Here is an 18,163-nt window from a genome sequence, read left to right as displayed (position 1 = left end):
CGTGGCCACCACGACACCCACCCGCGGCCGCGGCATCGCGATGGCGTTCACCCAGATCGACAACCTCCTCCGCCTGCTCGACGACGGCGCGGATCCGGCGTCGCTCGCCGACCCGTTCGGTGCCTGGTGCGACGAGCAGATCCGCCCCTGGGTCGAGGACCACATCGCCATCGACACCGATGCCGTGGCGCGCTGGCAGGGCGCCGAGCTCGACCTGGCCCGGCCGTTGACGACCGAGCGGATCCGCGAGGCCGCCCAGGCGGACCCCCGGATCGGCGAGTACGCCGGACCGTACTTCTCGATGACCGCGCTCCCCAGCTGCCCCACGCCGGCCGAGCCCCTGGCGCGGGCGGTCTACGAGACCGGCTGGCGGGCGCCGTACGCCGCCGGCCCCAGCCGGGACGAGCTGGTCGCCGTGATCGAGGAGACCCGAGCGCGCCTGGACCGAGGGAAGTGAGCGGGGGGATCCCCGGGGAAGCGACAAGGCCTGATCCGCATCGCTGCAGATCAGGCCTCGTCCTTTGTAGCGGGGGCAGGATTTGAACCTGCGACCTCTGGGTTATGAGCCCAGCGAGCTACCGAGCTGCTCCACCCCGCGTCGGTGAACAGAACCTTACAGGGGTGGTCGGGCGGAGCCCAAATCGGGGTCAGCGTGCCGCTCGGACCGCCTCCTCGATGAGCGCGCGACCCTCGTCCATGAGGCGTGCCCAGCGCACGGTGTCGCCGTTGCGCTGCGCCTCGTCGGCCCGGGAGAACTTGTCCTCGGCCTGCTCCAGCAGCTCGCGGACCGTGGACGGGGTGCCGGGCTCCGTGGTCGGCTGCTCACCCGGCGACTCCGACGGCTCCTCGGTCGGCTCCTCCGTGGGGTCCTCCGTGGGGTCCTCCGTCGGGTCGGTCGTCCCGTCGTCCGAGGCGTCGGAGGTCAGGGCGTCCTCGATCGCGTCGACGAGCGTGGTGCCGATGCCGACCCGGTTCTCGTAGGAGACGAGCACGAACCGCAGGATCGGGAAGTTGGACTCACCGTCACGGCGCGTGTAGACCGGCTGCACGTACATGAACGTGTCGTCGATCGGCAGCGTGAGCAGGTTGCCCGGCACCCGGTCGGCGTCACCGGTCGTGTAGGGCAGCAGCGCCTGGCTGATGTCCTCGTTGGTGGCGAACGTGTTGGCGATCTGCAGCGGCCCGCCCGTGGGCTCGTTGGGCAGCTGCAGCACCCTGACCTTGCCGTAGTCGTCGCTCGTCGCGTCGCTGTTGACCGACAGGTAGGCGGCGAGGTTGTTCTCCTTGCGCCGCGGCACGTAGACCGAGGTCAGCGACCAGGTCTCGCCGTCGCCGGTGTCGGCGAAGAGGCGGTAGGGCGGCTGCAGCCGGGTGGTGCGCTGCGGGTCGCTCGGCACCTCCCAACGGCTGGAGCCCTCGAACCACGCCGACGCGGACGTCTCGTGGTAGCGCTGGAACTGGAAGCGCTGGGCCTTGAACAGGTCCTCGGGGTAGCGCAGGTGCTCGCGCAGCGAGTCGGGGATGTCGTCCTTGGGCTGCACGACGTCGGGGAAGACCGCCTCCCACGCCTGCAGGATCGGGTCCGCCTCGTCCCACTCGTAGAGCGACACGGTGCCGTCGTAGGCGTCGACGGTGGCCTTGACCGAGTTGCGCAGGTAGTTGATCTCGTCGGTCGGCAGGGTCTGGAACCCGGTGTTCTCCTGCAGCGAGTCGTCGGTCATCTCCTCGAGCGACTCCCGCTGCGACAGCGGGTACTTGTCGGTGACCGTGTAGCCGTCGAGGATCCACAGGATCCGCCCGTCGACCACCGCCGGGTAGGGGTCGGAGTCGACGGTCAGCCACGGCGCGACCTTCTCCACCATGCGGCGCGGGTTGCGGTCGTAGAGGATCTTGGAGTTCTCGTGCACGCGGCTCGACAGCAGCAGGTTGGGCTCGCTGAAGCGCACCGCGTAGAGCAGCTGGTTGACGATGTTGCCGATCGGCACGCCCGCCTTGCCGTCATAGGTCGTCGCGACGTCCTCGTCGGTGCGCTCGCCGCGCGGCAGGTCGAACTCCACCGGCTTCCCGTCGGGGTTGAGCCCGACGATGCTGTAGGTCGGGCTCTGCTCGCCGAAGTAGACGCGGGTCTCGTAGCCCTCGTCGCCGGCGAGCCTGGTGAGTGCGTCCTCGTCGGCCTCCTGGCCCTCGGCCCACTGGATGCCGGTCTGCTGGACCGAGTCATCCCCCGGGCGCTGGTTGGCGTACGCGGCGATCACGCCGTTGCCGTGGGTGTAGGCGGTGTGCAGGTTGGACCAGTTCTGGTCGCCCTCGGCGAGGCCGCTCTGGTCGAGCTCGCGCACGCCGAGCACGACGGCGCGGTCCTTGCCGTCGATCTCGTAACGGTCGACGTCGAGCACGTTGGGCACCGAGTAGTAGGCGCGCACCTGCTGCTGCTGCTCGAAGATCTCGCTGACGATCTGGGGGTCGACCAGCGGGATGCCGGCGGTCATGCCGTCGAGCTCCTCGAGCCGGCCGTCGTTGGCCACACCGGTGCCGGCGACGTTGCGGACCTCGATCTGGTCGAGCTGGTAGGCGGCGCGGGTCGCGTCGATGTTGGCCTTGATGTAGGGGCCCTCGCGGTCCGGCACGTTGGGGTTGACGCGGATCGCCTGGACCACCGTCGGCACGATCAGGCCGAGGATGATCGCGGACAGGGCGAACAACGCGACACCGACCGACGGCAGCAGCCAGGTGCGTCGCCAGATGTTGGCGAGGAACAGCAGCGCGCAGACGATCGCGATGCCGGCGAGGATCTCCTTGGCCGGCAGGACTGCCTTGTCGTCGGTGTAGCCCATGCCGGTGAAGATCGAGCCCGAGTTGGTGACGAGGTCGAAGCGGTCGAGCCAGTAGTCCACGGCCTTGGCGAGCACGAACAGCGCGAGAAGCGCGGAGACCTGGATCTGCGCGGCACTGGTCAGCCGCTCACCGGGGCGGGCGGAGAGCCGGATGCCGCCGAAGAGGTAGTTGGTCAGCAGCGAGGCGATCAGGCCGACGACGGCAGCGGCCATCACGAAGTCGACGAGGTAGTGCCAGAACGGCAGCTGGAAGACGTAGAACCCGACGTCCTTGTTGAAGTAGGGGTCGGTGGTGCCGAACTGCTCGCCGTGGCGCCACAGCGAGAAGCTGCGCCACTGGCCGGAGGCCGACGCGCCCGCGAAGAGCCCCATCACGCCGGCGGCGACCGCGATCACCAGGCCCATCCGCGGGGCGAGGAGCGCGCGGTAGCGGTCCATGCCGTCATCGGGCGTCCCGGGCATCCCCGGCCACAGCAGCGGGCGGAAGCGGTAGGCCATCGCCATGGCGATGGCCACCGCGGCCGCCATCAGCCCGGCGAAGACGAAGAACAGCCCGACGCGGGTCAGCAGCAGGGTGTTGAAGACCTCCTGGTAGCCGACCGAGCCGAACCACAGTCGCTCGGTCCAGAAGGAGGCGAACGCGCTCAGCAGCATGAACCCCACGACCAGGACGATCGCGGTGATGACCAGCGCTCCCGGCCGGCGTGACGCGGCTGCGGGCCGTGCGCCTCCTGTGCCGCCGGGTCCGCCAGGCCGCTGGGGGCCGTCGGGTCCGGAGGGTCCTGTGGGTCGGTCGAACGGATTGCTCATCTTGACTAGGCCTGCTCAGGGTTCTCGTCGGGGCGGGGAGGGGTGTCGTGCAGTGTCTCGTGGAGCAGCTGGAGGAGTCCGGGCACCAGCTCGGTGCCGTTGACCACCGACTGCTCGTCGTCGTGGGCCCGCAGCCGCAGGGCGCAGTAGGACGCACCGGCGCGGGTCACGCCCGCGACCATGCGCACCTCCTGGCGGTCGGGGTGCTCGCGCGCGAACAGCTCGGCCGCGGCGGGGTCGTCGGGGATGTCGTCGTCGACGCCGGGCGGCAGCACCAGTCGCTCGATGACGGCGGCGCAGCCGGCCACGCTGTCGGGCCAGGCGATGCCGTGCAGCACGTCCTCGAGGACCTGGCCGGGGGGCAGCCCGTCCTGCTCGATCGGCGTGAGCGAGCCGTCCTCGGCGGGACCGTCGATCTCCATCACCGCGGCGAGCGCCGGCTCCTGCGCGACCAGCTCGGCGGTGTCGACCAGGGCGTAGAGGCGGGCCGGCTGGTCCCAGCCGTCCTGGGCGACGTGCGCCTCGATCTCGAGGACGGCAGTGGCCAGGGCGGGGTCCTCCGGCAGCGCGTCGGGTGCGGCCGCGTCGGCCGGACCGGCGTCGGGCGCCGGTGGGGTGGGGTCGGTCATGAAGCGGTGTCCTCGCAGGTCGGCAGGTCGGTGTCGGGGTCGGCCACCCAGTCGGACAGGGTCTCGACGGCGGCGTGCATCGTGGTGGCCTTCGCCAGGCGCATGTCGCCGGGGTCCACTCCCCCGATGCCGCCGCAGTTGGCGGCCGGCACGAAGAACAGGTCGGCTCCGGCGTCGCGGGCGGCGGCGATCTTCTGCTGGATGCCGCCGATGGGGCCGACCTCCCCGGTGGGGGTGATCGTCCCGGTGCCGGCGATCTCGGCGCCGCCGGTGAGCGAGCCCGGCGTCAGGGTGTCGTAGATGGCGAGAGCCATCATCAGCCCGGCGCTGGGGCCCCCGATCCGTTCGGAGATGTCGACGCTCACGTCGAAGGGGAAGTCGAAGCCGAGGCCGGGCGCGATGCCGATGCGGAGGTCGCCCTCGACCTCCTCGGGGGTGACGTCGACGCTGACCTCCTTCTCGCCGCGGCGCACGAGGAAGGTGAGGGGCTCGCCGGGGGACGCCTCGTCGACGGCATCCACCACGTCCTGGGCCTCCCGGATCGGCGTGTCGCCGACGCGCAGCAGCACGTCGCGCACCTCGAGCTTGCCGTCGGCGGGCAGCCCGGGGGTCACGTCGAGGATCTTCACGACGGAGTCGACCTCCTCGCCGAGCTCGGTGAGGGCCGCCGCCACGGCTGTGTCCTGGGAGGACGCCATCGCCGCCTCCGACTCGCGGTCGGTGGACTCGTCGGTCTCGTCGGGAGCGTAGATCGAGGACCGCGGCCACACGGCGGCGTCGGGGTCGAAGTAGGCCTGCAGCAGCTCGGGCAGGGAGACGTCCTCCTGCGGCGTGCTGACGTAGACGGTGGTCATCCGCAGCTCGCCGTCGTCGTGGTAGGCCTTGCGGCCCGCGACCTGGACGATCTCCTTGCCGTCGTCGTCGGCGAGTATGTCGACGGTCGGTCCTGGGTAGTAGGTGACGTAGGGCAACGGCACGAACGCCGCCGCCGCCCACAGTGCTGCGAGCAGGCAGAGCGCGAGCAATCCCGCACCTGTCCGCTCCTTCATGTCCCCAACTCTCTCAAATGGCGGCAACCGGCCGACGACGAGCCACCCCGGGCGGACTCCTCAGGAGGCGCGCCGGCCCGCGTCGTCGCGGGGCGCGGCGCCGTGGCTGGGGCGGACGGCGATGCCGGTGCTGCGGTCGCGCCCGGGCGCCGGCGTACGCCGGGGGGGCGCCGGCAGGTCCTTCGACAGCGCCCTGCCGAGGCGCTCGGCGGCCACGTCACGGTCGACCTCGCCGCGGCCGTCGCGCCCGGCCCACGACACCCACGCCATGGCGGCGACAGTGACGACGGCCGACGGCACGAGCCACAGGAGGATCTCCACCCGACGAGCGTAGGCGCAGGGACCTCCCGGGACCGGGAGGCCTACGGCGTGCCGACCCACTCCTCGCTCTGGTCGTCGAAGACCTGGTGCTTCCAGATCGGCACCTCGGCCTTGAGGGTGTCGATGAGTGCCCGGGACGCCGCGAAGGCATCACCGCGGTGGGCTGCGGTGGTGGCGACGACGACTGCGAGGTCGCCGATGCGCAGCTCGCCGACCCGGTGCACGGCCACCACTCCCCTGACGTCGTGGTCCCGCGCCACCTGCCGGCAGACGTCCTCGAGCCGGGCCAGTGCGGACGGGTGGGCGGAGTAGTCGAGCGCCACCACGCCCTTGCCCCCGTCGTGGTCGCGGACCTGGCCGACGAAGAGGACGAGGCCGCCGGCCCCGTCGTCGCCGAGGGCGTCGAGCACCTCGACGACGTCGAGCGGGGTGTCGCGGATGTCGACGAGGCGCAGCGGATCACGGACGGGGTCACGGACGGGGTCACGAAGCGGGTCACGACGCGGGTCGCGGAGGGGGTCGCTCACCCGGGCGAGTCTAGGTCCGGCGCGCCCGTGGGGGCAGGCGTGGCGCAGGCGCGGGGGCTGCTGGGCCGGGTGGGTAACGTTGGCCCCATGAGTGACACCCCCGGCGGACCCGGGTCGTCCGGTCAGGGTCCCGATGACAACAACCCCTTCAAGGGCACGCCCTTCGAGCAGATCTTCTCCCAGATGGGCGGGTTCGGCGCGGGAGGCGGGATGCCCGACCTCAACTCGCTGATGGCGCAGATGCAGTCCCTGTTCGCGCCCCACGACGGGGCGGTCAACTGGGACACGGTCACCGACCTGGCCCGCCGCACGGCCGCGCAGGAGCCCGACCCGACCGTCAGCGCGGCGCAGTCCGCCGCGGTCGACGACGCGGTGCGCCTGGCCGACCACTGGCTCGACACCACCACCGAGTTCCCGTCCGGGGTGAGCACCACCGCCGCGTGGTCGCGGGCCGAGTGGATCGTGGAGACCATCCCCGTGTGGAAGGTGCTCGTCGAGCCGATCGCCGGCTCCGCCACCCAGGCGCTCGGCCAGGCCATGCCCGAGGAGATGAAGCAGCTGGCCGGCCCGTTGATGGCCATGATCGGCAGGGCCAGCGTTGCGATGGTCGCCACCCAGGTCGGCAGCGGCCTGGGCGCGCTGGCCGGTGACGTGCTCAGCGCCTCCGACATCGGCCTGCCCCTCGGCCCCATCGGCAAGGCGGCCCTGCTGCCGACCAACGTCGCGGTCTTCGCCGAGGAGCTCCCCGACGTCTCGGCCGACGACGTGCTGCTCTACCTCGCGCTGCGCGAGGCGGCGCACCAGCGGCTGTTCGCCGGGGTGCCGTGGCTGCGCGACCACCTCATCGGGGCGGTCGCCGAGTACGGCGCCGGCATGGACTTCGACACCTCCGGCATGGAGGCCAAGCTCCGAGAGGTCGACATCGCCAACCCGCAGGCGATGCAGGACGCCCTCACCGGTGGCCTGTTCGACCCCGAGCCGTCGGCCGCCCAGAAGGCGGCGCTGGAGAAGCTCGAGGTGACGCTCGCGCTGGTGGAGGGCTGGGTGGACGAGGTGGTCGGCCAGGCCACCGCCGAGCGGATGCCCGCCGCGGCCAAGCTGCAGGAGACCGTACGCCGCCGGCGCGCCGCCGGCGGTCCCGCCGAGCACACCTTCGCCACCCTCGTCGGACTCGAGCTGCGGCCCCGGCGCCTGCGCGACGCCTCCACCCTGTGGGGCTCGCTGCGCACCCGGCAGGGCACCGAGGCCCGCGACGGCGTCTGGATGTCGCCGCACCTGCTGCCCACCGCCGCCGACCTCGACGACCCGCTGGGCTTCCGGGAGGACTCGGTGACGCCCGACGAGCTGTCGGAGGAGGAGTTCGACGCCGGCCTGCGCGACCTGCTCGGCGGCGGCCAGGACGACCCCGACGACGGCCCCGACAAGGGCCCGGAGCACAGCCCGGAGGACGGCCCGGAGGACGGCCCGGAGGACAGTGCCGACGGCGGGTCCCGCCCCACCGGGTGAGCGCTCAGCTCCACGCGACCGCGGTCGCCACGCTGACGGGCTGGGTCGCCCCGACCCCCGGCCAGGACGCCCTGCGCAGGCGCTTCCTCGCCCACCTCGCCGCGCACCCCGACGGGCTGGCCAAGGCCTGCTTCCCCGACCACCTCACCGCCGGGGCGATCGTCGTGTCGCCCGACGGCGGCCGGGTGCTGCTCAACCACCACCGCAAGGCCGACGCGTGGCTGGCCTTCGGCGGTCACCTCGAGCCGGGCGACGCCTCGCTCGCCGACGGCGCACGACGCGAGCTCGTGGAGGAGTCGGGGTTGGCGTCGTTCGACCTCGCCGAGGAGCCGTTGTCGGTCGACGAGCACGCCGTGGAGTTCTGCTCCGAGCGGGGCACCGTGCACCACCTCGACGTGCGCTTCCTCGCCACGGCGGAGCCCACGGCCGCCCACGCCACGAGCGAGGAGTCGATCGACGTGCGGTGGTGGCCCGTCGACGCGCTGCCGGCGACGTTCGACGACATGTACGTCCTCGTCGACGCCGCCGTGGCGCGCGTGCGGTCGCGTCAGTCGACGTCGTCGCCCGGCGGCGGCTCGAGCCGCGCGGCCGCGGAGTAGCCCTCGAGGTAGCCCTTCGCCTTCTCCGCGCGGGGGTAGCGGTCGACCCACGCCCAGAACGCGGGCGTGTGGCCCGACTCCAGCAGGTGGGCCAGCTCGTGGACCAGGACGTAGTCGACCACCCAGGCGGGCACCTTCTGGAGCCTGTCGCTGAGCCGGATGGTGCGCTCGCCCGGGGTGCACGAGCCCCAGCGCGCGTTCTGGTTGCTCACCCACCGCACCGAGGCGGGGATGGCGAGGCCACCGAAGTAGAGGTCGTTGAGCTTGGCCGCCCGCACCACCAGGTCGCCGTCGGAGCGCAGCCGCCGCTTCTCCTGCCGCTCGATGCGGGCGACCATGTCGGCGACCCAGGTCGCCTCGTCGCGCTTGCTCATCGAGGCCGGGATGAGCACCACGATGCGGTCGCCGTCGCGGTAGGCCGAGACCGTGCGCCGCCGGCGGCGCGAGCGGCGCACCTCCACCTCGGGCGGGCTGGCCGGCGTGCTCATGTGCCGAACCTAGCCTCCTGCACCCACATCGGCAGGCGAACGCGCTGGCCGCCTGCCGGGGCGGCCAGCGCTCAGGACCGCGAGCCGGCCCACTCCAGCAGGCGGTCGCGATCCCACGTGTTGACGATGCGCTCGGGGTCGATCCCGGCCTCGGTGGCCCGGGCGGCGCCGTGGTCGAGCATGTCGAGCTGGCCCGGGGCATGGGCGTCGGAGTCGATGGAGAACAGGCAGCCGAGGTCGCGCGCCAGCTCGAGCAGCCGGGTGGGCGGGTCGCGCCGCTCGGGCCGGGAGTTGATCTCGACGGCCACCCCCTCCTCCGCGCAGGCGGTGAAGACGGCCGTCGCGTCGAACCTGCTCGGCGGACGCACGCCCCGGTTGCCGGTCACCAGGCGGCCCGTGCAGTGGCCCAGCACGTTGGTGTGCCGGTTGCGCACCGCGGCGACCATCCGCCTCGTCATCGGCTCGGGGTCCATCTTGAGCTTGGAGTGCACCGATGCGACCCGCACGTCGAGCCGGTCGAGCATCTCCGGTGTCTGGTCGAGCGAGCCGTCGTCGAGGATGTCCACCTCGATCCCCTTCAGCAGGGTGAACGACCCGCCGAGGTGCTCGTTGACCGCGTCGACGACCCCGAGCTGGCGGGTCAGCCGCTCCGCGCTGAGCCCGTTGGCGACCCGCAGCCGCGGGCTGTGGTCGGTGAGCACGAGGTAGTCGTGGCCCAGCTCCATGGCCGTCATCGCCATCTCCTCCAGCGGCGAGCCGCCGTCGGACCAGTCGGAGTGGGAGTGCAGGTCGCCGCGCAGCCTGGCGCGCAGCTCCTCCCCACCCCGGGCGAGCGGTCCCGCGGTGGTCTCCAGCCGGGCCAGGCGCTCGGGGACGACGCCGTTGCAGGCGTCGGTGATCACGGCGGCGGTGCTCGGCCCGATGCCCGGCAGGTCGGTGAGCGTGCCGTCGGCGGCGCGGCGGCGTACCTCCTCGTCGGGCAGCGGCAGGATCGTGCGGGCGGCCTTGCGGAACGCCTCGATCCGCCGGCTCTCCTCGCGCTGGCGCTCCATCAGGAACGCGATGCGCCGCAGGGTCGCGACCGGCCCGCGCGCGCCGCCCTGCTCCGTCTGGTCCACTACTTCTCCTCCACAGCCCCCGCACCGGCTCGTGCGCTGGTCAGGGGCACAGTACGGCGCGCGGGCCGGGCGTGTCGCGCACAGGCCCGTCCCCATGTGGGAGGCCGTCGTCCACGGCCCGCGGGCCACGGTGCACACGGTCTCCACAGGGCTGTCCACAGGCGTGGACATCGCGCTGTTGACCGCCCGGGGGGTCGGCCCTAGCGTTGCGGCCAGAAGGGCCCCGCGGCTCCTCGACGCCAGCAGGGGAAGGCAGGCGCCAAGGGCCGTGGGGCCCTCCTACGTGCAGCGTGCCTCAGCGGCCGCGGAACTCCGGCGCCCGCTTCTCCCGCGCTGCCGCGATGCCCTCCTGGAGGTCGGCGGTGGCGAGGGTCACCGGCTGGGCGAGCGCCTCCCACTGGAGCGCCGACTCGACGTCGGCGGGTCCGCCGCCCGCCAGCGCGACCTTGGTCAGCCGCGACGCGATGGGAGCCGTGGCCGCGATGCCGGCCGCCGTCTCGAGCACGTCGTCGAGGAAGGTCGCGCGGTCCACGACCCGGGAGACGAGCCCGAGGCGCAGCGCCTCGTCGGCCTCCACGACCCGGCCGGTGAGCAGCAGGTCGCGTGCGTGCGCCGCCCCCACGACGTCGGGCAGCAGTCGGGTGGCGGCCATGCCGGCGTGCATGCCCAGCTTGGTGAAGGGCACGCCGAGCTTGGCACCCTCGGCGGCGTAGCGGATGTCGCAGGCAAGTGCGAGGCAGAGCCCGGCGCCGATCGCGTGCCCGTTGACCGCCGCGATCGTGGGCACCTCCAGGCGCCGGATCGAGAGCCACGAGCGGTAGAACGGCAGCATCCGCGAGCGGAGCCGGTCGACGCCGGCGTCGGGCTCGCTCGCGATCCACGAGGTGTCGCCGCCGGAGCAGAAGGCACTGCCCTCCCCCGTGACGACGACTGCCCGCACCGACGGGTCCGCCGCGATCGCGTCGGTGGCCGCGACCCAGGACGAGGTCATCTGCTCGCTCATCGCGTTGCGCATGGCGGGGTTGTCGAGGGTCAGCAGGACGACCCCCTCTGACGGGCGCTCGAGGCGCAGGTGCGTGAGGTCTGGGGACTTCGCTGGCATGGGCCGAGGGTACTGATCCGGCCGGGGCGCGGCCGGGCCGGGCGGGCGCCCGACGGCGGTCCGGCGACGGTCGGGCGGTGGTCGGGCGGTGGTCGGGAGGGAGCCGGGAGGGGGCCAAACGGCGGCCGAACGGGTGCCGGTCCCGGAAGCGGGTTTCCACGCGTGGCGCGTGTGGTGCGTGAGCGTGGCCCGAGCGTGGCGTAGGGTCGTCCGCGGAGCGCTGGCAACCGCCAGTTATCCCCGGCGGGCTTCCCCTACGACAACCCCGTCGCGACGACCACGAAGAAACAAGCAAGGAGGCCGTCATGGCGGAGACCTGGAGCGGTGAGTTCTACTGCGTCAAGTGCAAGGAGAAGCGCGAGGCGGAGGGCGAGATCAAGGTCAACGACAAGGGCACCAAGATGGCCAAGGGCGTCTGCCCGGTCTGCGGCACCAACCTGAACCGCATCCTCGGCAAGGCGTGAGCCTCACCTCTTGAGCTCACTGCGGCGGCGTCACCCCTGGGGTGGCGCCGCCGCTGTCGTTCCCGGGCACGGATCCGCCTGTGGAGGACGCCCCGACCGGGGCCCCGAGGTGGCACGGTCGAGGGGTGACCGCGCGTCCTAGTCCGCCGTACGCCCACCTGCTGCGGGCGCAGCTCGACTGCCCTGACGCGTGGACCCCGCCCGTGGTCGCGGCGCTGACCGCCGCCGGCGTCCTCCTCGACCGCGAGGCGCCCGTGGGCGTCGCGGTGACGCCGGGGCGGACCGTGTCGAGCACCGTCGATGCGTGGTCGGTCGACTCGCTGCCGCACGTCCTGCTCGCGGTGCACCCGTGGGCGGTGGAGGTGGGACCGTGGGTGGCCCCGGGCCTGGGCCCGTGCGCGAGGTGCGTCGCCGCGGCGGTCCTCGAGGAGGGCGGCGCGCCGGGCGCCGACGACGTGCCGCGCCCGCTGCTCGCCCTCGGGGTGGGCACGGCCGCGCGCGACCTCGCCGCCTGGTCGCGCGGCGAGCTGCCGCACACGTGGCTGACATCGTGGCGCCTCGACCACGAGCCGCTGCCGGCCGTGCGGCGCTGGCGGCGCCACCCCTATTGCGGGTGCGGGTGGTTCGAGGCCCCGTGAGGCGGGGTCGCGGTCACCACCACTCGCTGTCGAGCTTGCTCTCCATGGCCCGCAGGTGCGTGCGTGAGCACGTGTCGCAGAAGGCGCGGCGGCGGCCGTTCTCGACGGCGACGGTCCAGGTGAGGGTCTGCTCCTGCGGGGCGCTGGCGCCACAGAAGTCGCACGTGACGGGCTCGCTCACGCCCCGAGGCTACTCCGCACGGGCCGCACGGGCCGCTCGGAGACGCCGGTGAGCCGGTGCGTCGTCACCGTGACGACGCACCGGCTCACCGGGTGTGGACTCACCCGCGATCAGGGCGAGGGGGTCCGGGGCCGAGGGGCCCCGGAGCATCAGAGCGCGCGGGCGAGGGCGAGGCGCGCCTGCTGCGCGGCCTGCTCGGCCTTGCGGCTCATCCGACGGGCCAGGGCCAGCTGGTGGCCGCGTCGCAGCTCGTGCGCCTCTCCCAGGCGCGCGGTCATTTGCGCGCGTGCGAGTTCTTCGTGCATGAGATTCATGTCGTGTCGTCCGTTTCGGTAGGTCTTCATGGGATGTGTGTCCTGTGGTTCCTCGGAGGTGGGTGAGCGGGTGGCGCCTACGCGGCGGCCCCGTCCTTCTGGTTCTGGCCGGCCTGGGTGGCGACCTGCTCGGACTTGCGGGGCCGGCCTCGCGGCCGCTTGCGCGGGATCACCACGCCCTGGAGGAAGAGCTCGCCTCCCCAGACGCCCCACGGCTCGCGCCGTTGGAGGGCTCCGTCGAGGCACAGCGCCTGCACGGGGCAGTCGATGCAGAGGGCCTTGGCCTGCTCCACGTCCGCGGGGGACTCGGCAAACCACAGCTCTGCGTCGTTGACGCGGCAGGGCAGCAACTCCTCATCCACTCCGGCAGCTGCGTCGTGCAGGGCTCCGAGCGGGGCCTGGGGCTCCATCCCGGTTGCGTCGGCAGCTCGGTTGCGGTCGAGAACGCTGATGGTCATGTGTTCACCTCCTGTCGTTGACCTGATCGCGGGTGGTTAGGACAAACAGAAAGGCCGCGGATCCCGGGTGTCGGGTTCCGCGGCCTGGAGGCTGCCGATGTAGGTGGATGACCTATGTCGACGGACTCCAGGCGGGAGGACCCGGGAAATCGCCCTTGATGCGCACGATCGCGGCGGCGTCGCCCTGGACAGCCTCCACGCCGGCACCGACAACGCGCGTGTGCGCACAGGGGCGGCCGAGGGCGGACATGCCGAAGGACGGCGACCACGCCGTCATCGTCTTCGTGTAGTTCTCCACGGGGGGCACCTCCTTCGGGGCGTCAGGCGCGGATCGTCGTCAGCGATCCCATGCGCGGGTTGTCGTGAGAGGAAACGTTAGACCCCTCACATCGTGAGGGGCAAACCATTTACTGGGTATTACCGTGATTTCTTCTGCGGAGGCGTCTCGGACCCCGCAGCGGCACCCTCGACGGGCCTCTCGACGGCCCTCTCGGCGGGCCTCTCGACGGCCCCGCCGGCGACGAGCGCGAGCACCTCGTCGCCGTACTTGGCGATCTTGCCGGGCCCGACGCCGCTGATGGCGCGCAGCCCTTTCTCGTCGGTCGGGACGTGCTCGGCGATGAGCTGCAAGGTGGCGTCGGTGAACACGACGAACGCCGGGACGCTGTCGTCGGCCGAGCGCGCCAGGCGCCACTCGCGCAGCCGCTCGAAGAGTGCCTCGTCGTAGGAGGCCGGGCAGTCGGCGCACCGCCCGGTCTTCTTCTCCACCGAGGTCGACAGCGCGCCGCCGCACTCGCGGCAGTGCATCGCCGCCCGGTTGCGCCGCGTGCGCTCGCGCCGCTGCCCGGTCAGGCCGGGGACGCCGTCGAGCAGGGGCGCGAGGAACGGCGAGCTCCGCCGGTGGGAACGTCCGCCCGGCTCGCGCGCGGTGGCCCACGAGACGGTGAGCTCGTCGCGGGCGCGGGTCATCGCGACGTAGAGGAGGCGGCGCTCCTCCTCGACCTCCGCCGGCGTCTGGGCCTGGGAGATCGGCATCATCTTGTCGTGCATGCCGGCCACGAAGACGGCGTCCCACTCCAGGCCCTTGGCGGAGTGGATCGTGGCGACGGTGACCGCGTCGGCGACGGGTGCGTGCTGCTCGCTGGCGCGCCGGTCGAGGTCGTCGACGAAGTCGCCGACCCCGGCGTCGGGGCGATCGCGGCTGAAGTCGGCGGCCAGGTCGACGAGCGCCTGCAGCGACTCCCACCGGTTGCGCACCTCTCCCCTGCCCTCGGGCGGCTCGGTGGAGTGGCCCATCTGCGACAGCACGGCCAGGACCGCCTCGGACACGGGTCCGGAGGCCTCGCCGGAGCGCGCCGCGCCCCGCACGAGGGTGATCGCCTGGCGCACCTCGGGACGGTCGAAGAAGCGGGCCGCGCCGCGCACGACGTAGGGGATGCCGCGGGCGGCGAGCGCCTCCTCGAAGCGCTCCGACTGGGCGTTGATCCGCAGCAGCACCGCCATCCGGCTGGCGGGCGTGCCGGAGGCACGGAGCGCGGCCACGCGGTCGGCCACGCCGTCGGCCTCCGCGACCTCGTCGGCGGCCTCGCGCCAGGTGATGCGGGCCCCCGAGGGTCGCTGGGCGCGGAGGTCGACGCCCTTGCTGGGCGTGCCGTCGAGCAGCCGGTTGGCCGCGGAGACGATCTCGGGGGTGGAGCGGTAGTTGCGGACCAGCTCGACGCTCGTGGCCGAGGGAAAGCGCTGGGTGAACTCGCGCAGGTAGCGGGCGTCGGCGCCGGCGAAGGAGTAGATCGTCTGGGCGGGGTCGCCGACGACGCACAGCTCGTCGCGGCCGCCGAGCCACAGGTCGAGGAGGGCGTACTGGAGGGGCGAGACGTCCTGGAACTCGTCGACGACGAACCACTTGTACTGGCGGCGCACCTGGGCGGCGACGGCGTCGTTGTCGGCGAGCAGCCCGGCGCCGAAGAGGAGCACGTCCTCCATGTCCATCCGGCCCTGGCCGCGCTTGACCTCCTCGTAGGCGTCGAAGGCGCGCGCCACGACCTCCGGGGCGAGGCCGGACACCGCCCGGCCGCGGCTGCGCGCGACCGCGGCGTAGGTGTCGGGGCTGACGTTGGAGACCTTGGCCCACTCGATCTCGCTGGCGAGGTCGCGCAGCGTGGCCTGGTCGACGCCGAGGCGCTGGCGACGGGCCGCCAGCGCGATCATGCCGAGCTTGGACTCGACCAGCTCGGGCAGCTCGCGCTGGTGCACCCGGGGCCAGAAGAACCGCAGCTGGCGCAGGGCCGCGGAGTGGAAGGTGCGCGCCTGCACCCCGGGCGCGCCCAGCGCCCGCAGCCGCTCGCGCATCTCGCCCGCAGCGCGCGTGGTGAACGACAGGGCCAGCACCTCGGTGGGGGCATAGACCCCCTGCGCGACCCCGTGGGCGATGCGGTGGGTGATGGCCCGGGTCTTGCCGGTGCCGGCGCCGGCCAGGACGCGCACCGGCCCGCGGAGTGCCTCGGCGACCTGTCGCTGCTCGGGGTCGAGCGCTTCGAGCAACGGAACAACTCCTGCGAGGTGGTGGTTGGAACTGGTGGCGGGTGGAGCGCACCCGCCTTCCTCACCCTAGACGCCGGAGGGGACACTCCATCCATGACCTTCACCATGTTCACCACGCCGTGGTGCGGCTACTGCCACCGCCTCAAGAGCCAGCTCGACCGCGAGGGCATCGAGTTCTCGATCGTCGACATCGAGCAGCAGCCCGACGCGGCGGTCACCGTCGAGCAGGCCAACGGCGGCAACCAGACCGTGCCGACGCTGCTGTTCTCCGACGGCAGCACGCTCACCAACCCGTCGGTGGCGCAGGTCAAGGAGAAGCTGGCCTCGCTCTCGTGAGGCTGGCCTTCGTGTCCGTGAGCGGTCCGCGTTAGCCTGAGCCCGTGTCACTGCTGAACTCGATCGACCGCGACCACGTGCTCACCGCGATGGAGACCTGGGACGCGGCGGGCGGGCACAACTACATGCTCGTGCGCGGCGGCGTCTCGACCCACGTGGTGCTCCACCACGGCAAGGAGTACGACGCCGCGGCCATCGCGGGCATCGCCCACGGGCTCGCGACCGGGCGCACCCTCACCCCGGCGGACATCCCCGGTGGCTCCGAGGGCGCGAGCAAGGCGCTGAGGCGCCTCGGCTTCGAGATCCGCGACGACTCGCCCCCCGGCGAGCGGGTGCCGGGCACCCGCGCGCGCACACCGCGTACGCCGCGGGCGGCCACCACGCGGGCGACCACCACGCGGGCGACGACCTCGCGCCCGCGGGTCGCCGCCAGCGACCGGGTCGACAAGCTGTGCCCGACCTGCTTCCTCGCACTGCCCGCCACGGGCATCTGCGACAACTGCGCCTGACCGGCGTCTGACCGGCGTCTGACCGGCGCCTGGGGCTCAGCCCCAGCCGGGACCGTCGAGCGGGCGGCCGAACCAGCTCTCGATGAGCGACGACGAGATCGAGATGCCGCGCGGCACGACCAGCTCGCCCGCACGGCCGGCCGCCTCGAAGTCGGCGCGCGTCCACCAGCGCGCCTCCTCGATCTCCGCCCCGTCGACGTCGATGTCGGTGGTGAGGGCGCGGCCGGTGAACCCGAGCATCAGGCTCGCCGGGAGCGGCCACGGCTGGCTGCCGAAGTAGGCCACCTCGCCGACGGTGACGCCGACCTCCTCGTGCACCTCGCGGCGAACCGCGTCCTCGAGGGTCTCCCCCGGCTCGCAGAACCCCGCCAGCGTCGACCACCGGCCGGCGGGCCAGGCGGTGTTGCGTCCCAGCAGGATCGCCTCGTCGTCGCCCTCGCCGTGGGTGATCGCCATGATCACCGCCGGATCGGTGCGGGGGAACTGCGCGCGGTCGCACTGGGTGCAGCGCAGCTCGTGGCCCGCGGCGCGGCTGGCCAGGGTGCCGCCGCAGCGCGGGCAGAAGCGGGTGGCGTGGTGCCACTCGGCCAGTCCGACGGCGTGCATGACCAGGGGCGCCTCCTGCGGGCTGCCGTCGGCGAGGAGCGTCAGCACCGAGCGCAGCGGGACCCACTCCTCCGGCGGGCCCGGCGCGCGGTCGGGGGGCACGATCACGGCGAGGTGCACGACGTCGTCGCTGGCACCCAGCAGCACCAGGGTGCCGTCGGGAGCCTCGTCGGGACCGACCCAGTGGACGGCGCCGTCCACCGGCCGCAGCCGGTTGCCCGCCACCACCAGGACGCGCGTGGCCGGGTCGGCCATCTGCTCGGCGAGCCACGCCTCGTCGGTCCGGCGCAGGCCCATCCGGTTGTGGGCGTGGGCGGAGAGGGCGACGTGCGGGAGCAGGCGTTCGTGAGGCACGTCGTTCAGGCTAGCGACCGACGTCGCGGGCCTACGCTGTGCGCCATGAGCACGCACATCGGCGCCCAGCCCGGGGACATCGCACCCACCGTCCTGCTGCCGGGCGATCCGCTCCGGGCGAGGTGGATCGCGGAGGCCTTCCTCGACGACGCCCGCTGCTACAGCGAGGTGCGCGGGATGTACGGCTACACCGGCACGTGGAACGGCACGCCCGTGTCGGTGCAGGGCTCCGGGATGGGCCAGCCGTCGATGGCGATCTACGTCCACGAGCTCTTCACCGACTACGACGTGCGGTCGATCGTCCGGGTCGGCTCCTGCGGTGCGCTCACCGAGCGCGTCGGCGTGCGCGACCTGGTCATCGCCTCGGGCGCGTGCACCGACTCAGGGATCAACCGCATCGCGTTCCACGGCCTCGACTACGCGCCGGTCGCCGACTTCGGCCTGCTGCGCGGTGCCGTCGAGGCGGCCGAGGCGCGCGAGGACGGCTCGCCGTTCCACGTGGGGCTGATCTTCTCCAGCGACTCGTTCTACCCCGCGCGGCCCGAGCTGCTCGAGCGGATGGTCGCCTGCGGCGTCCTCGCGGTGGAGATGGAGGCGAGCGCGCTCTACACGCTGGCCGCTCGCCACGGCCGTCGCGCGCTGGCGATCTGCACGGTCTCCGACCACATCGTCACCGGTGAGGAGACCACCGCGCAGGAGCGCGAGCAGACGTTCGGCGAGATGGTCGAGATCGCCCTCACGGCCGCCCTGGCCGACGACCGCTGACCGGCCCCAGCCGT

The 18,163-nt window shown here is 72.9% G+C and carries 22 protein-coding genes and 1 tRNA gene; 8 read left to right on the top strand and 15 right to left on the bottom strand.

Features of this window, described 5'->3' with window-relative positions; genetic code table 11:
* Window position 1 precedes the first annotated feature (1 nt).
* A complete protein-coding gene (locus tag JX575_RS05905) occupies window positions 2-457 on the top strand; it encodes a hypothetical protein (RefSeq protein WP_186341532.1) in 456 nt (151 codons plus the stop codon).
* 67 nt (window positions 458-524) lie between these two features.
* Here the strand turns inward: JX575_RS05905 and JX575_RS05900 are convergent.
* From JX575_RS05900 to JX575_RS05875, 6 genes are all read right to left on the bottom strand, one after another.
* A tRNA-Met gene (locus JX575_RS05900) sits at window positions 525-598 on the bottom strand.
* A 49-nt stretch (window positions 599-647) separates the two neighbouring features.
* A complete protein-coding gene (locus JX575_RS05895) occupies window positions 648-3,644 on the bottom strand; it encodes a UPF0182 family protein (RefSeq protein WP_260988840.1) in 2,997 nt (998 codons plus the stop codon).
* A 5-nt stretch (window positions 3,645-3,649) separates the two neighbouring features.
* Window positions 3,650-4,273, bottom strand: coding sequence for a PPA1309 family protein (locus JX575_RS05890; RefSeq protein WP_241005354.1), 624 nt, complete (start codon window positions 4,271-4,273; stop codon window positions 3,650-3,652).
* Window positions 4,270-5,322 (bottom strand): S16 family serine protease, encoded by a 1,053-nt coding sequence (locus JX575_RS05885; RefSeq protein ID WP_186341530.1) that lies wholly within the window; start codon window positions 5,320-5,322, stop codon window positions 4,270-4,272. The genes JX575_RS05890 and JX575_RS05885 overlap by 4 nt, the downstream gene beginning before the upstream one ends.
* 60 nt (window positions 5,323-5,382) lie before the next feature.
* Window positions 5,383-5,643 (bottom strand): hypothetical protein, encoded by a 261-nt coding sequence (locus JX575_RS05880; protein ID WP_186341529.1) that lies wholly within the window; start codon window positions 5,641-5,643, stop codon window positions 5,383-5,385.
* A gap of 41 nt (window positions 5,644-5,684) precedes the next feature.
* A complete protein-coding gene (locus JX575_RS05875; RefSeq protein ID WP_186341528.1) occupies window positions 5,685-6,170 on the bottom strand; it encodes a molybdenum cofactor biosynthesis protein MoaE in 486 nt (161 codons plus the stop codon).
* 87 nt (window positions 6,171-6,257) lie between these two features.
* Between JX575_RS05875 and JX575_RS05870 the strand changes: the two genes are divergently transcribed.
* Window positions 6,258-7,676 carry a zinc-dependent metalloprotease gene (locus JX575_RS05870; RefSeq protein WP_186341527.1) on the top strand — a complete coding sequence of 473 codons (1,419 nt, stop codon included), beginning with the start codon at window positions 6,258-6,260 and terminating at the stop codon, window positions 7,674-7,676.
* A complete protein-coding gene (locus JX575_RS05865; protein ID WP_186341526.1) occupies window positions 7,673-8,275 on the top strand; it encodes an NUDIX domain-containing protein in 603 nt (200 codons plus the stop codon). Before JX575_RS05870 ends, JX575_RS05865 begins: the two co-directional genes overlap by 4 nt.
* On the opposite strand, the gene JX575_RS05860 is transcribed toward JX575_RS05865, so the two are convergent.
* The 3 genes from JX575_RS05860 to JX575_RS05850 all read right to left on the bottom strand — a co-directional run bounded on the left by JX575_RS05860 (window position 8,224) and on the right by JX575_RS05850 (window position 10,983).
* Window positions 8,224-8,763 carry a M48 family metallopeptidase gene (locus JX575_RS05860; protein ID WP_186341525.1) on the bottom strand — a complete coding sequence of 180 codons (540 nt, stop codon included), beginning with the start codon at window positions 8,761-8,763 and terminating at the stop codon, window positions 8,224-8,226. The genes JX575_RS05865 and JX575_RS05860 overlap by 52 nt on opposite strands.
* A 71-nt stretch (window positions 8,764-8,834) precedes the next feature.
* Window positions 8,835-9,881 (bottom strand): PHP domain-containing protein, encoded by a 1,047-nt coding sequence (locus tag JX575_RS05855; protein WP_241005353.1) that lies wholly within the window; start codon window positions 9,879-9,881, stop codon window positions 8,835-8,837.
* A 295-nt stretch (window positions 9,882-10,176) separates the two neighbouring features.
* On the bottom strand, window positions 10,177-10,983 hold the full coding sequence (locus JX575_RS05850) for an enoyl-CoA hydratase/isomerase family protein (protein WP_186341524.1): 807 nt from the start codon (window positions 10,981-10,983) through the stop codon (window positions 10,177-10,179).
* 305 nt (window positions 10,984-11,288) lie between these two features.
* Between JX575_RS05850 and JX575_RS05845 the strand changes: the two genes are divergently transcribed.
* Entirely contained in the window at window positions 11,289-11,447 is a 159-nt protein-coding gene (locus JX575_RS05845; RefSeq protein ID WP_090969683.1) for a DUF5679 domain-containing protein, read from the top strand.
* Between the two features lie 125 nt (window positions 11,448-11,572).
* The gene (locus JX575_RS05840; RefSeq protein ID WP_186341523.1) at window positions 11,573-12,085 is read left to right on the top strand and encodes a hypothetical protein; all 513 of its coding nucleotides are present in this window, start codon (window positions 11,573-11,575) and stop codon (window positions 12,083-12,085) included.
* Window positions 12,086-12,098: 13 nt separating this feature from the next.
* Here JX575_RS05840 and JX575_RS05835 read toward each other — a convergent pair whose 3' ends face one another.
* The 5 genes from JX575_RS05835 to JX575_RS05815 form a co-directional block, all read right to left on the bottom strand.
* Window positions 12,099-12,266, bottom strand: coding sequence for a hypothetical protein (locus JX575_RS05835; RefSeq protein ID WP_186341522.1), 168 nt, complete (start codon window positions 12,264-12,266; stop codon window positions 12,099-12,101).
* 149 nt (window positions 12,267-12,415) lie between these two features.
* On the bottom strand, window positions 12,416-12,610 hold the full coding sequence (locus tag JX575_RS05830; RefSeq protein ID WP_186341521.1) for a hypothetical protein: 195 nt from the start codon (window positions 12,608-12,610) through the stop codon (window positions 12,416-12,418).
* 47 nt (window positions 12,611-12,657) lie between these two features.
* A complete protein-coding gene (locus JX575_RS05825; RefSeq protein WP_313960524.1) occupies window positions 12,658-13,038 on the bottom strand; it encodes a WhiB family transcriptional regulator in 381 nt (126 codons plus the stop codon).
* Window positions 13,039-13,150: 112 nt separating this feature from the next.
* Complete coding sequence (locus JX575_RS05820; RefSeq protein ID WP_186341520.1) at window positions 13,151-13,336, bottom strand: hypothetical protein; 186 nt, start codon at window positions 13,334-13,336, stop codon at window positions 13,151-13,153.
* 119 nt (window positions 13,337-13,455) lie between these two features.
* Window positions 13,456-15,579 carry an ATP-dependent DNA helicase UvrD2 gene (locus tag JX575_RS05815; protein WP_186341519.1) on the bottom strand — a complete coding sequence of 708 codons (2,124 nt, stop codon included), beginning with the start codon at window positions 15,577-15,579 and terminating at the stop codon, window positions 13,456-13,458.
* A 93-nt stretch (window positions 15,580-15,672) separates the two neighbouring features.
* Between JX575_RS05815 and JX575_RS05810 the strand changes: the two genes are divergently transcribed.
* The gene (locus JX575_RS05810) at window positions 15,673-15,915 is read left to right on the top strand and encodes a mycoredoxin (protein ID WP_186341518.1); all 243 of its coding nucleotides are present in this window, start codon (window positions 15,673-15,675) and stop codon (window positions 15,913-15,915) included.
* A gap of 44 nt (window positions 15,916-15,959) precedes the next feature.
* Window positions 15,960-16,424 carry a hypothetical protein gene (locus tag JX575_RS05805; RefSeq protein WP_186341517.1) on the top strand — a complete coding sequence of 155 codons (465 nt, stop codon included), beginning with the start codon at window positions 15,960-15,962 and terminating at the stop codon, window positions 16,422-16,424.
* Window positions 16,425-16,460: 36 nt separating this feature from the next.
* Here JX575_RS05805 and nudC read toward each other — a convergent pair whose 3' ends face one another.
* Entirely contained in the window at window positions 16,461-17,384 is a 924-nt protein-coding gene (nudC, locus tag JX575_RS05800; protein WP_241005352.1) for an NAD(+) diphosphatase, read from the bottom strand.
* Between the two features lie 45 nt (window positions 17,385-17,429).
* On the opposite strand from nudC, the gene deoD reads away from it, so the two are divergent.
* The gene (gene deoD / locus JX575_RS05795) at window positions 17,430-18,149 is read left to right on the top strand and encodes a purine-nucleoside phosphorylase (RefSeq protein WP_186341516.1); all 720 of its coding nucleotides are present in this window, start codon (window positions 17,430-17,432) and stop codon (window positions 18,147-18,149) included.
* Window positions 18,150-18,163: the final 14 nt, after the last annotated feature.

Origin of the sequence: Nocardioides sp. zg-1228 (assembly GCF_017086465.1) — a bacterium.
GTDB lineage: Bacteria > Actinomycetota > Actinomycetes > Propionibacteriales > Nocardioidaceae > Nocardioides.
The sequence above is the reverse complement of the archived record's forward strand: the minus strand, read 5'-3'. Positions and strand labels throughout refer to the sequence as shown.

Coding starts and splice junctions, on each gene's coding strand:
- JX575_RS05895 (WP_260988840.1), bottom strand. CDS start 3,644: ATGAGCAATCCGTTCGACCGACCCACAGGACCCTCCGGACCCGACGGC.
- JX575_RS05890 (WP_241005354.1), bottom strand. CDS start 4,273: ATGACCGACCCCACCCCACCGGCGCCCGACGCCGGTCCGGCCGACGCG.
- JX575_RS05885 (WP_186341530.1), bottom strand. CDS start 5,322: ATGAAGGAGCGGACAGGTGCGGGATTGCTCGCGCTCTGCCTGCTCGCA.
- JX575_RS05870 (WP_186341527.1), top strand. CDS start 6,258: ATGAGTGACACCCCCGGCGGACCCGGGTCGTCCGGTCAGGGTCCCGAT.
- JX575_RS05860 (WP_186341525.1), bottom strand. CDS start 8,763: ATGAGCACGCCGGCCAGCCCGCCCGAGGTGGAGGTGCGCCGCTCGCGC.
- JX575_RS05850 (WP_186341524.1), bottom strand. CDS start 10,983: ATGCCAGCGAAGTCCCCAGACCTCACGCACCTGCGCCTCGAGCGCCCG.
- JX575_RS05845 (WP_090969683.1), top strand. CDS start 11,289: ATGGCGGAGACCTGGAGCGGTGAGTTCTACTGCGTCAAGTGCAAGGAG.
- JX575_RS05830 (WP_186341521.1), bottom strand. CDS start 12,610: ATGAAGACCTACCGAAACGGACGACACGACATGAATCTCATGCACGAA.
- JX575_RS05825 (WP_313960524.1), bottom strand. CDS start 13,038: ATGACCATCAGCGTTCTCGACCGCAACCGAGCTGCCGACGCAACCGGG.
- JX575_RS05810 (WP_186341518.1), top strand. CDS start 15,673: ATGACCTTCACCATGTTCACCACGCCGTGGTGCGGCTACTGCCACCGC.
- deoD (WP_186341516.1), top strand. CDS start 17,430: ATGAGCACGCACATCGGCGCCCAGCCCGGGGACATCGCACCCACCGTC.